Here is a 12,728-nt window from a genome sequence, read left to right on the forward strand (position 1 = left end):
CTCGATCCGCACCGTCCTCGACGAGCACCCCGCTCCAGACGGGGCGAGGGCCGAACCGGTGTGCACCCGGTTCCCGCCGAGCCCGAGGAGTTCGCGAACGGGCCGCGCCGTGGGGCGGGACGCCCTGCCGCAGGAGGGGCGAATCCCCGCGCGGTGGCGGCGGGCCCCGACCGTACGGATCAGCGGTTGGAGTCGAGGTAGCGCAGTACGGCCGCGACGCGGCGGTCGGAGCGGTCGGTCGGGGCGAGGTCCAGTTTGTTGAAGATGCTGCGGATGTGCTTGTGAACGGCGCCCTCGGTGACGACCAGCTTCTCAGCGATGGCGGCGTTGCCCAGTCCCTCGGCCATCGTGGCGAGCACCTCGTGCTCTCGGGGGCTGAGCCGGCCGAGGGGGTCGCCGGGACGTTTGCGGGTGAACAGTTGCGCCACGACCTCGGGGTCGATGGCGGTCTCCCCGGCCGCGACCCGGTCGAGGGTGTCGAGGAACCGGTCGACCCGGCCGACCCGTTCCTTGAGCAGGTAGCCGATACCGGAGGTACCCGCTCCCAGCAGGTCCGTGGCGAAGGTCTGCTCGACGTGCGCGGAGAGCACCAGAACAGGCAGGCCGGGGTTGGCGCTGCGGGCCTGGACCGCCGCGCGGATGCCCTCGTCGGTGTAGGTGGGGGGCATGCGGACGTCGACCAGGGCGATGTCGGGGGGCTGCGCGGCCACGGCGGCCAGGAACTCGTGTGGAGTGGCCACCGCGGCGGCCACCTCGTGTCCTTCCCCGCGCAGCAGGAGGGTCAGGCCCTCGCGCAGCAGGGCGTCGTCCTCGGCGATCACAATCCGCATGGCAGCTCCGCGGTGATGGTGGTGGGTCCGCCCTCGGGACTGAGCACGCGGACGGTTCCGTCGTGGGCTTCCACGCGTTGTCGGATCCCGAGGATGCCGGTTCCTGCCGCCTCGTGGGCGCCGCCTCGGCCGTCGTCGTGCACGAGGACGACGAGCCGGTCGCCTTCGCGGCGCACGGCGACCTCGGCCCGTCCGGCTCCGCTGTGGCGGGTCACGTTGGTCAGTGCCTCGGCGACCACGAAGTAGGCGGTGGACTCGATGGAGGCCGGACAGCGTCCGATGGGTTCGACGTCGACCTCGCAGGGCACCGAGCAGGCGGCGGCCAAGGCTTCGAGGGCGCCGTCCAGTCCGCGGTCGGCGATCATGGGGGGCAGGATCGCGCGGACGACCACGCGCAGTTCCGCCAGCGCCTCCTCGGTGATCGTCTGGGCGCGTTCGAGAGCGGCGTCGGCGCGGGCCGGGTCGTTCTGGAGTGCGCGCCGTGCGGCACCGATGAGCACCGTGACGCCGACCAGCCGGTTCTGCGCCCCGTCGTGCAATGAGCGCTCGATGCGGCGTAGTTCCACGGCGTGTGCGTGGAGTCCCGCCGCACGGGTGCTGGTGAGTTCGGCGATGCGTTGGGTGAGGTCGGTGCCTGCGGGCGGGCCGAGGAGCTTGCGTCCGGGCCAGGACTGGGCTCGTGCGATCAGTGGCCCCAGTCCGAAGACGACAGCGCCCCACCCCAGGCCCATGAGGCTGACGGCGAAGGCGGCGGGCCAGTCGTTGACGGGGATTCCGATGGCCGCGCCGGCGTCCTCGCGGGGCAGGAGCCACCACCACAGCGGGAAGCTGAGGTCGCGTACGGCGAAGACGGGCAGAAGGACGCCCAGGAGCCCGAGGAGAAATCCCAGGGAGGCGTGTGCCAGCAGCCAGGCGAGATCACGTCGGGTGGCGGGGTCGTGGACCATGCTGCGCAGGCTGTCCACGGGGCCGGCCGGAAAACGGGTGTAGGGGTGGAGGACATCCACCCCCCAGCGGGAGAGCCGGTCGCGTTCGCGGTCGGCGACCGTGCGCACCAGTTTCAGCACGGAGGGGAGCAGGAGCAGACCGATACCGAGCGGGCCGGTGACTGCCACGATCAGCAGTGCGGTAGCGGTGGCCAGTGCCAGGACCGCTGTGACCAGGCCACCGGCGAGACGCTCCAGCGCGTCGAAGAGGTTGCGCAGGCCGGTGACGGCGGCTTCGCGAAGGACTGCGGTGCGGGGGGACAACCGTTGACTGCGGTCCATGGCTGACCCGTGTTCCTCTCCGAACCGGTGGGGCGGTCGGCTCTGAACCTTACCGTCCGTCGCGGACCGGTCGCCCGGAAAATCAGGGGACGGTGCGGGTACAGCCTGCACTACTCCCGTTGCGCCAGGGTGCGGGATCGCTGTTCTCGGGGCCTTCTTCCTAGCCTCGGGTAAGGCACGCTGTGGCCGATGTGTGCCATGTGCCTCGCCCCACCTGTATCCGCCTACGAGCAACGGAGTAGTCATGAGCGACCCCTATCGGATCGACAACACCCCTGATGCGCCGCGCAGAGGACGGCGCCGGGAGGCGGTGCGCGACGGTTCCCTGCGACGCGGACTGCTGTGGACGGTACTGATCGTCAGCGCCACGGCCAACGCGGTCACCTCGTTGAGTGGGTTCCCCACGCTGGTCAGCCTGAGTTTCGGGCTGATCACCGTGCTGTGCATCGTGCTGCTGGTGGTCGGCCACCTGCGCCGGCGGTGACGTCGTCGAAGCACACGCCGGCCGGGCGCGGTGCCGTTCGTTGAGCGGCTGCCCCGACCGGATCGGGCTGCGGCCAGGCGCGGGCTCGTGGTGTTTGAGGTGCGGTCGCTGGTCGACCCGCTCGGCACGGTGCGCGGAGGAGCCGCAGATTCTGTGCCCGGGCAGGGATGCGGCAGCCGGCCGTCGATCCGTACGGGCTCCTCGCTGCGCGATCGCCGTGGGACCGCGCCCGCCCGGAGCGTGACGTGACGCCGCTGCCGCGCGCGGCACCGAAACTCCGGAGAAGCGGCGCCCACCTGCGATGACCGCGGTGTGATCGGCCTGGTTGCGCGCCGGCCGGAATGCCTTTGCCGGGCGCTGTCGCAGTGGCCGATGACGGTCCACTCCTCCGACCGTCCCCGGTTTTTCTCCGCCGGGCCAAAGACGTGAATGGTTCCCGCCGCCTCTACCGAGCGCCGGTGAATGGTTTCCCGCCGACCCCGGAAGCGCCCCACTCTCCCACCGGGCGACGCTGCCGCCCTTGTTCGGCAAAACTTTCCTTCACGTTCCCACCTCATACCGCACCGGCAGGCGAAAAATAGTTGCTTTTGTCGTAATGGCCGAAAATGGCCACCGCGAAGATTTTTCGGCAAGCCTCTTCGTCTTTATGATCGATTCGACAACACGGCAATAGAACAGTGCAGCTTTCGTGCTCCTCATGACCATGGAACGCACCTTTTGCCCGCACAGCACGAGCCCTTCCAAACACCCCCTTCTCCTCGCCGCCGATGGCCACCCCACCGAATCCCCCACTCATCCGCACGAACGCCCCACTTCTTTTCACGATTGCCCGGGGAGCGGACCGCTTTTATTTCCCCAGCTCCCCCCATGGCCGATTCCGGCCATTCCCCTCGACCAATCCTCGAAAGATCTTCACAAGGGAAGAGCGCCGGCCCCCCTGCCACAGACATACTGTTTTTGCTGTTCAGAGCACTTGCGAAACACTTTTTCCACCGCGTTCTCCACCGGGTCGGAACCGAGAAAAAGCGCTCTCTACTCAAAAATAGGTACACAGCCACCTGGTGCACCTGACCTCCGCCCCACGAGGGAAACCACCGGATCCGGGATTCAGGGAGAGCGGGACGGATCGCACAGCACCGAAGAGCCACCACCCCTCCCCGAGGCTGCTCGAATTTCCGAATCCCTTATCCAATAGGCATTTGCGCCTCACAGCGGAGGGGCGCACAGCCGCACATCCGCCTCACCTCCGCAAACCCCGCAGAAGCCCTGCTCCAGCACCTCCGAGGCCCACACCTGCGCTTTTCGGCTCCCGCCGCACCCACTTGCACATTTACCTCGGTATGGGTGAGTCTTTCCCTATAGGTAGACCCTGCCCTACTACGGGTTTTAGGGTCAGCCGTACCACTCAGGGGCGGAATCGCATAGATTCACCGGATTTACGAGATTGCACGGGGGAGACGAAATGGAACGCGAACACCTGTCGGACCTCTTTGAGAAGCTGGCCCACAGGCATCGTGTACCGGGCGCACAACTCACCGTCTACCGGGACGGCGGGCTGCACGAAATGACCTACGGGGTGGAACGGTCCGGGACGACTCGGCCGGTCTCCCCCCGCTCACGATTCGCCTTCGGTTCGGTCAGCAAGGTCTTCACCGCCGCGCTGATCATGCAACTGGTGGAGGAGGGCGAGGTCGACCTGGACGAACCCGTCCCCGCCTACCTGGCGACACACCGGATCGCACAGGGCCACCCGATGCACACGGTGACGCTGCGCCATCTGCTCAGCCACACCGCGGGCCTGGTCTCCGACCACGAGGGCGAACCGCTGCGTTCGGCATCGCTGCGCCGCTACTTCGCCTCGGTGCTGGGCACCGAGCAGCTCCTGCGCCCCGGTACCGCGTTCTCCTACTCCAACACCGGTTACGCCGTGGCCGCCTACATCGTGGAGGCCGTCACCGGACAGGACTGGTGGGAAACCCTCGGCTCCTACCTGGCCCGCCCCGCCGGACTCGACCTCGCCTTCATCCACGATGCACGCTTTCCCTCGGCCGTGGCGGACACGGTCAGCGGACACGCCGTGCACGCCGCGACCGGCCAGGTCACCCCGATCGACTTCTACGTGGAGTCCACGCTGGCCGCCGCCGGAGGAATCGCCGGCAGCGCAACCGACCTGGTCGCTTTCGCCCGCGCCTTCATGGGCGACGACGACACCGTGCCCGGAACAGCGATCGCCGGGCCCGACGTGCTGGCCGAGATGGGGCGTTCCGTCACCGGTGCCGATCCCTTCGGCCTCGCCGACGGCTGGGGCGCGGGGTGGGGGATCTTCCACGCCGACGGAACCCGCTGGCTGGGCCACGACGGCACCCTGGACGGCGGAACCTGCAACGTCCGGTTCGACCCCATTGGCGGAGCGGCCGTGGCCCTCACCACCAATGCCACCAGCGGTCTACAGCTGTGGGAGGAGCTGGTGGTGGAGCTGCGCAACGCCGGTCTGCGAATCGGCCACTACTGCCAGCCCGCCCCGGTCGGCGCGGCGGCGGGTGTCGGCGAGCAGGTCACCGGTGACTACACCAACGGCGACCTCTCCATCAGCGTCACCTCCGACAGCACGGGAGCGCTGCGGTTCGGCGTCTCCAACGGCTTCGTGGGCGTACTGGACGCCGACCCCGACCTCACCTTCAGCGTGACGTCGGCCGAACGTGACCAGCCGCTGTTCAGTGGCCGTTTCCTGCGTGCCGCAGGGGTCTTTGGCCCCATCGAGTCCATGCAGTACAACGGCCGGACGCTGCGCCGCGCGGCCGTGGCCCGGCACCTCGCCGCCTGACCCCGCACCCTTCCCGCAGTCCCCCGTAACGGTCGGCCGGTCGCACGGCCGTCGAAGAACACCATAAGGAGAGGGCCCCGTGCCGTCTGCCCAGGAGTCCACCCATACCGCGGAGCACGTCAGCCCTTCCCTCAACCGGGCGGCACGGACCGCGTGTGCGCTGCCGGACCTGTTCGCAGCGCACGCACAGCGCACACCGAAGGCAGTGGCGCTGGTCGCGGAGGACGAGACCCTGGCCTACGCCGATCTGGCCGGACGGGTCGAACAACTGGCCGCGGCACTGGTCGCCGGCGGCGTTTCGCGGGGAGCGCCCGTGGGGGTGTGCCTGGAGCGAGGCGTGGGCCTGGTGGTGGCGCTGCTGGCGGTGATGCGCGCGGGCGGGGTCTACCTGCCGCTGGACCCGGCCTACCCGCGTGCCCGACTGGAGTTCATGGTCGCCGACTCCGGGGCGGAACTGGTGCTGACCCAGGAGGGCCTTGCCCGCGTGGTACCGGCCGGGGTACGCACGCTGCTCATCGAACGGGCCGAAGGCAACGGGGCAGTCCTACCGGCCGCTCCGGGGGTGGAGGAGGCCGCCTACATGATCTACACGTCGGGTTCCACCGGCGTCCCCAAGGGCGTAGTGGTGACCCACGGGGGGATAGCCGCGTTGGCCGAGACCCAGCGCGTGCGTATGGCGGTGCAGCCGGACTCGCGGGTACTGCAGTTCGCCTCCCCCAGTTTCGACGCCTCGATCTTCGAGGTCTGCATGTCGCTGCTCAACGGCGCGGCGTTCGTGGTGCTGTCCCAGGAGCGACTGCTCGGCGATTCGCTGGTGGCCACAATGCGCGAGCAGCGGATCACGCACGTGACCCTGCCCCCGGCGGTACTGCCCGGCCTGGACCCCACGGGCCTGCCCGACCTGGCCGCGTTGATGGTGGCCGGGGAGTCCTGTCCCGACGAACTGGTGGAGCTGTGGTCGCGCGGCCGGCGGATGTACAACGGCTACGGCCCCACCGAGTCCACGGTGTGCGCCACGATGAGCGCCCCCCTGGACGGCACCGGACGTCCGCCGATCGGACGGGCGGTGCAGGAGACGTCGGTCTACGTCCTGGACGAGGCGCTGCGCCCGCTCGGGCCGGGCGGCACCGGTGAGCTCTACATCGCGGGGCGAGGGCTGGCCCGCGGGTACCACGGCCGCGCCGGGTTGACCGCGCAGCGCTTCGTCGCCGACCCCTTCGGACCTCCGGGTGCCCGGATGTACCGTTCCGGTGACCTCGTGCGGATCCGGCCCGACGGTGACCTCGATTTCCTCGGCCGCACCGACGACCAGGTGAAACTCCGGGGTTTTCGGATCGAGCCCGGCGAGGTCGAAGCAGCGGTCACCGCTCTGCCCGGGGTGCTGCACGCCGTGGTGACGGTCCGCGAGGACCGACCCGGACAACGACGGCTGGTCGCCTACCCGGTCGTCGCCCCCGACGCCCCCGAGGTCTCACCCGACGCGTTGCGTGCCGCACTGGCCGCGACGCTGCCCGAGCACCTGGTGCCCTCAGCGGTGGTGGTGCTGGAGGCGCTGCCGATGACGGCCAACGGCAAGGTGGACCGGGCCGCCCTGCCCGCACCGACGTTCGAGAGGTCGTTCACCGCTCCCCGCGACTCCGTCGAGCAGACCGTGGCCGAGGAGTTCGCCGCTGCCCTGGGGCTGGAGCGGGTGGGTGTCGAGGACGACTTCTTCGACCTGGGCGGCGACTCCATCCTCGCGGCCCGGGTGCTGTCGCGGGTGACCGCTGTCTCGGGTCGGACACTGGAGCGGCGCGCCCTGTTCGCGTCGCCCACCGCGGCGCTGCTCGCCGAGCGGCTGCGCGACGCGCAGGACGCGACCGACGCCGTCATCGGGAGGACCTCCGCCACGGGGCCGCTTCCCCTGTCCTTTGCCCAGCGCCGCCTGTGGTTCCTGGACCAGTACGAGCAGACGAGTGCCGAGTACTACACCGGTAGCGCCTACCTGATCCGCGGTGCGCTGTCGGCCACGGCACTGGGCGCCGCGCTGGCCGACCTCACCGACCGGCACGAGTCGCTGCGCACCGTCTTCGAGCAGGTGGACGGCGAACCGCGGCAGCGCGTCGCCGCGGTGCCCGACCCCCTCGCCCTCACCCGCCACGAGGATCTCGGTTCGCTGCCTCCGGCCGAGCGCGAGTCAGCGTTGGCGGGGCTGCTGGCCGCCGAGGTGGCCCGGCCCTTCGACCTCGCCGAAGGGCCCCCGTTTCGGGCCCTGCTGGTACGCAAGGACACCGACGAGCACGTGCTCGTGCTCAGTGCGCACCACATCGTCAGCGACGGCTGGTCACTGGACGTGCTGACCGCCGACCTCGCCGCCCTGTACCGCGCCCGGGTACGGGGCGAGCAGGCCGTCCCCCCAGCGCCGGGGCCACGCTACGCCGACTTCGCGGTCTGGGAGCAGGGACGCTGGAACGGGCCCCGGGTACAGCGGAGCCTGGAGTACTGGTCCCGGCACCTCGCCGAACCGCCGGTACTGGCCGTCCCCACCGACCATCCGCGTCCGGAGATCCGCACGACGACGGGCGCGGTGCACCGCTCGACGATCCCCGCTGCCGCAGTCGGGGGGCTCAGAGAGCTGGGACGCCGCTGCGGGGCGACCCTGTTCATGACGTTGACCGCGGTGACACAGGTCCTGCTGGCCTCGGTATCGGGCGAGCGCGACATCGCCTTGGGCGTGGCCTCCGCGGGGCGCGACCGCCCCGAGCTCGACCCGGTGGTCGGGTTCTTCGTCAACCCCCTGGTGATCCGCTCGACGCTGGACCGCCGCGCAACCCTGGAGTCCTTCGTGGGCGACGTGCGCGACACCGTGCTCACCGCCTTCGACAACGAGGTGCCGTTCGACTTGTTGGTCGAACGACTGGTCGGCGAACGCGACCCCTCTCGCACACCGCTCTTCCAGGCACTCCTGGTTGTGCAGAACGCCCACTCCGGGCGACTGGAACTGGGGGGCCTCGACGTCGAGGCACTGGACCTTCCGCGGGCGTGTGCCCTGTTCGACCTGGTCCTGGAGTTCGAGGAGCACGCCGGCGGACTGCGGCTGAACATCGAGTACAACACCGACCTCTACCGGCCCGAGCGCATCGCCCGGCTCGCCGCCGCGCTGGGATCGCTGGTCGACCGGGCAGCCGACTCCCCCCGGACACCGTTGGCCGCACTGGACCTGCGCACCGATGCCGAACGGCGAACGCTCGAACGATGGAGGGGCGACGTCGCGGCTGCGGCGCCGGCCACGGTGCCCGAGCTGTTCGCGGCCCGGGTCGCGACCGCCCCCCGGGCGACGGCGTTGGACGGTCCCGGGGGGCCGGTGAGCTACGCCGAGCTCGACGAGAGGGCACGGCTGCTGGCACAGCGGCTGCGGGCCCTGGGGGTGGGCGCGGAGTCGCCGGTGCTGTTGGTGGTGGAGCGTGGCGTCCACACCGTGGTCGCGATGCTCGCCGTGCTACGGGCAGGGGGCGCCTACGTTCCCTCCCACGCCGGCGACCCGGTCGAGCGGGTACGCCACCTGGCCGGGGAGACCGGTGCGGTCTGCGTCCTCACCGACACCCCCTCGACACCGAGAGTGCCCGAGGACCTGGGCTGCCCGTTGTTGGTCCTGGAGGAATCGGGGCTGGTGGCACGGGAATCCGGTGCCGTCGCCCGACCCGAGGCGCGTGCGTGCGCGGTGCGACCGGACACCCTCGCCTACCTGATGTTCACCTCCGGCTCCACCGGCGCGCCCAAGGGCGTGGCCGTCACGCACCAGGACATCGTCGCCCTGGCCGCCGACCAGCGGTGGCGGGGCGGGCGTCACGACCGTGTCCTCTTCCACTCCTCGCATGCCTTCGACGCCGCCACCTACGAGGTCTGGGTGCCTCTGCTGTCGGGAACGACCGTGGTCGTGGCGCCCCCCGGACGACTCGATCCCGTCTCCTTCGCCGGTCTGGTCCGGGAGTACGACGTCACGGCGGCCTTCGTCACGACGGCGCTGTTCGTCCTGTTCGCCGGCCAGGACCCGGCCTGCTTCGCGGGGCTGCGCGCCGTGTCGACCGGCGGCGAGGCCGCCAACCCGCAGGCGTTGGCCCGGGTGGTGCGGGCCTGCCCGGACACGGTGGTGGCCAACATCTACGGCCCTACCGAGACCACTACGTTCGCGACCTGTTCGCCACTCGTCCCGGGGTTCGCGTCGACGGTGGCACCGCCGATCGGTTCACCATTGGACGGGATGCGGGTGCACGTCCTGGACGGGTTCCTGCGGCCGGTCCCGGCGGGGGTGGTCGCAGAGCTCTACATCGGCGGTGCGGGGACGGCTCGCGGGTATTGGCGGCGCCCGGGGCTCACCGCGGAACGGTTCGTCGCCGACCCCTCCGGCGGTGGCGGACGGCTGTACCGCACCGGGGACCTGGTGCGGTGGACAACGACCGGGGAACTGGAGTTCGTGGGCCGCGGCGACGCCCAGGTGAAGGTCCGCGGTTTCCGGATCGAACTCGGGGAGGTGGAGTCGGCGCTGCTGCGCTCCCCGGGCGTGGACGAAGCGGCCGTGATCGTCCACTCGACCGACGCAGGGGTGCGCCAACTAGTGGGCTACCTGGTGGGGACGGGTGACACCGAGACGATCCGCGGGCTGCTCACCGCGACGCTGCCGGAGTACATGGTGCCTTCGGTCCTCGTCCGAATGGAGGCGATGCCGCTGAACGCCAACGGCAAGGTGGACCGCCGCGCACTGCCCGCCCCCGACCGCGACGCATTGGGCACAGCCGCTTTCACGCCGCCGCGCACCGACGCCGAGCGGGTGCTGGCCGAGGTGTTCGCCTCGGTCCTGGGCGTGGACCGGGTAGGCGTGCACGACAACTTCTTCACCCTGGGCGGCGACTCCATCCTGAGCATCCAGGTCGTGGCGCGGGCCCGGCGCGCGGGCCTCCTGGTCACTTCCAAGGACGTCTTCGCCCGCCAGACCGTGGCGGCGCTGGCCGAGGCGGCAGTACCGGTCGATGCCGACGGTGCCAGGGCCGTCGGCAGCGGCCCGGCGGAGGGGCCGGTGGTGCAGACGCCGATCATGCGGTGGTTCTTCGACACCCACCCGCTGTCCCCGCACCACTTCACCATGTCGGTGCTGCTCGATCTGGACACCGGCACCGACATCACCGCGCTGGCGCGGGCGCTGGACGCCCTGGCCGCCCAGCACGACATGCTGCGGCTGCGGGTTCCCCGCGACGCCGAGGGCGCCCCGTCTCCTCTGGTGGTACCGGTGGGGCAGGCCGAGCTGCCGCTGGAGGTCGCCGACCTCGCCGCGACGGACGGCGACCGCACCCCGGCGGTACGCGCCGTGGTGGAGCGGGTGCAGGCATCCCTGGACCTGGCCACGGGACCACTCATCCGAGCCGTCCTGTTCACCGGCAACGACAACGAACCCACCCAACTGCTCCTGGTCGCCCACCACCTCATCGTGGACGGCGTGTCCTGGCGCATCCTCCTCGACGACCTCGCAACCGCCTACACCCACACCACCACCGGCCACCCACCCGACCTCGGACCACGCACCACCCCCTTCCCCCAATGGGCCCGACAACTGACCACCCTCACCACCACCGGCGGCTTCGACACCGAAACCCACTACTGGACGAACCTGGCCAACGGCGCCGTCCACGAACTCCTCCTCGATTTCCCCGACGCCACCGACACCACCGAGAGCACCCGGGAGACGGTGCGCGTCGAGCTGGACGAGGAGGCGACGCACCGGCTGCTGCACGACCTCCCCGCGGTGTATCGCACGCAGGTCAACGACGTGCTGCTGGCCGCACTGGGCCGGGTGCTGTGCGCGTGGACCGGCGCGCGGCAGGTGCTGGTGGACCTGGAGGGCCACGGTCGCGAGGACCTGTTCGAGGGAGTGGACACCTCCCGCACGGTGGGCTGGTTCACCAGCATGTTCCCCGTGGTACTGGGGACGCGGGCGGACCGTTGCGACCAGGTGAAGGAGACCAAGGAGACGTTGCGCGCGGTGCCCAACCGCGGCGTGGGCTTCGGCGCACTGCGCTACCTGGGCACCAGCGAACAACAGGCCGCACTGGCCGCCGTCCCCACCCCCGCCGTCAGCTTCAACTACCTGGGCCGCTTCGACACCACCGGCGCGGACACGTCTTTGATCGGTTCGGTCGTGCTCAACGCGGGCGGCGAGTACGCACCGGACGAGGTGCGCAGCCACGTGCTCGACGTCGTGGGCCGCGTCGTCGAGGGCCGGCTGCTGTTCGACTGGATCCACTCCGGGACCCTGCACTCCCGGGCCACGATCACCGAGGTCGCAAAGCGCTTCACCGCGGAACTCTCCGCGACCGTGGACGCCTGTCTCGCCGAGGACGGCGACGGCGCGACCCCGTCGGACTTCCCGCTCGTGGACCTGGACCAGCAGACCCTCGACCGGCTCGTCGGGGCGGGCCGCACCATCGAGGACGTCTACCCCCTCACCCCCATGCAACAGGGCATGCTCTTCCACTCCCTACTCGAACCCGACTCCGCCGCCTATGTCGAGCAGGTCTGCTACGTCGTGGCGGGGGTCGGTGGGGAGGTCGACGCGCTGGCCCGCGCCTGGACCTCGGTGGCCGCCGCCACACCGGTACTGCGCACGACGGTGGCCTGGGAGGGCCTGGAGGCCCCGGTCCAGGTGGTGCACCGCGACGCCGTGCTGCCCGTGACGGTGCTGGACTGGCGGGGACGCTCCCCGGCAGAACAGGCCGACGCGCTCACCGCGCTACTGGCCGCCGACGAGGCCGCGGGCCTGGACCTGACAGCCCGGCCTCCGGTCCGGGTGGCGCTGGCCCGCTTGGACGACACCAGGGTCCAACTGGTCTGGACCTTCCACCACCTGCTCCTGGACGGCTGGAGCCTGCCACTGGTACTCGACGACGTCCTCACCGCCTACCGCGGCGCCGTCCTGCCGCCCCGTCCGGCGTTCGGCGACTATCTGCGCTGGTTGGCCGATCAGGACCCCGGCGCCGCCCTGGAGCACTGGCGCGACGCGCTGGCCGGGTTCGACACCCCCGTCGCGCTGCCCTACGACCGCCGTCCCGACGACGCGCGCGCCGCCCGCTCCACCGAGCGGAGCACGGCTGAGCTGTCGGCCGAGCGCTCGGCGGCACTGCACGCTTTCACCAGGCAGCACCGCCTCACCCCCAACACCGTCGTGCAGGGCGCGTGGGCGCTGCTGCTGTCGGCCCACTCCGGCCAGACCGACATCGTCTTCGGCGCCACGACCTCCGGACGCCCCACCGACCTCCCCAACGTCGAATCCACCATCGGCATCTTCATCAACA

The 12,728-nt window shown here is 70.7% G+C and carries 6 protein-coding genes; 3 read left to right on the plus strand and 3 right to left on the minus strand.

Features of this window, described 5'->3' with window-relative positions; translation table 11 throughout:
* Positions 1-179 precede the first annotated feature (179 nt).
* Together QSJ59_RS17110 and QSJ59_RS17115 are read right to left on the minus strand one after the other, a co-directional pair.
* A complete protein-coding gene (locus QSJ59_RS17110; RefSeq protein ID WP_285760570.1) occupies positions 180-830 on the minus strand; it encodes a response regulator transcription factor in 651 nt (216 codons plus the stop codon).
* Positions 818-2,098 carry a sensor histidine kinase gene (locus QSJ59_RS17115; protein WP_285760571.1) on the minus strand — a complete coding sequence of 427 codons (1,281 nt, stop codon included), beginning with the start codon at positions 2,096-2,098 and terminating at the stop codon, positions 818-820. Before QSJ59_RS17115 ends, QSJ59_RS17110 begins: the two co-directional genes overlap by 13 nt.
* 244 nt (positions 2,099-2,342) lie before the next feature.
* On the opposite strand from QSJ59_RS17115, the gene QSJ59_RS17120 reads away from it, so the two are divergent.
* A complete protein-coding gene (locus QSJ59_RS17120) occupies positions 2,343-2,582 on the plus strand; it encodes a hypothetical protein (protein ID WP_285760572.1) in 240 nt (79 codons plus the stop codon).
* 553 nt (positions 2,583-3,135) lie between these two features.
* On the opposite strand, the gene QSJ59_RS17125 is transcribed toward QSJ59_RS17120, so the two are convergent.
* On the minus strand, positions 3,136-3,357 hold the full coding sequence (locus QSJ59_RS17125) for a hypothetical protein (protein WP_285760573.1): 222 nt from the start codon (positions 3,355-3,357) through the stop codon (positions 3,136-3,138).
* A gap of 687 nt (positions 3,358-4,044) precedes the next feature.
* Here QSJ59_RS17125 and QSJ59_RS17130 point away from each other — a divergent pair.
* Both QSJ59_RS17130 and QSJ59_RS17135 read left to right on the plus strand, forming a co-directional pair.
* Positions 4,045-5,406 carry a serine hydrolase domain-containing protein gene (locus tag QSJ59_RS17130; protein WP_285760574.1) on the plus strand — a complete coding sequence of 454 codons (1,362 nt, stop codon included), beginning with the start codon at positions 4,045-4,047 and terminating at the stop codon, positions 5,404-5,406.
* Between the two features lie 79 nt (positions 5,407-5,485).
* On the plus strand, positions 5,486-12,728 hold a 7,243-nt coding region (locus QSJ59_RS17135), incomplete at its 3' end, for a non-ribosomal peptide synthetase (protein ID WP_285760575.1).

The organism is Nocardiopsis ansamitocini, assembly GCF_030268225.1.
GTDB classification, from domain to species: Bacteria; Actinomycetota; Actinomycetes; order Streptosporangiales; family Streptosporangiaceae; genus Nocardiopsis_D; species Nocardiopsis_D ansamitocini.

Bases quoted from the DNA above. Each gene is read 5' to 3' on its own strand.
- QSJ59_RS17130 (WP_285760574.1), top strand. From the start codon at position 4,045: ATGGAACGCGAACACCTGTCGGACCTCTTTGAGAAGCTGGCCCACAGG.
- QSJ59_RS17120 (WP_285760572.1), top strand. From the start codon at position 2,343: ATGAGCGACCCCTATCGGATCGACAACACCCCTGATGCGCCGCGCAGA.
- QSJ59_RS17110 (WP_285760570.1), bottom strand. From the start codon at position 830: ATGCGGATTGTGATCGCCGAGGACGACGCCCTGCTGCGCGAGGGCCTG.
- QSJ59_RS17115 (WP_285760571.1), bottom strand. From the start codon at position 2,098: ATGGACCGCAGTCAACGGTTGTCCCCCCGCACCGCAGTCCTTCGCGAA.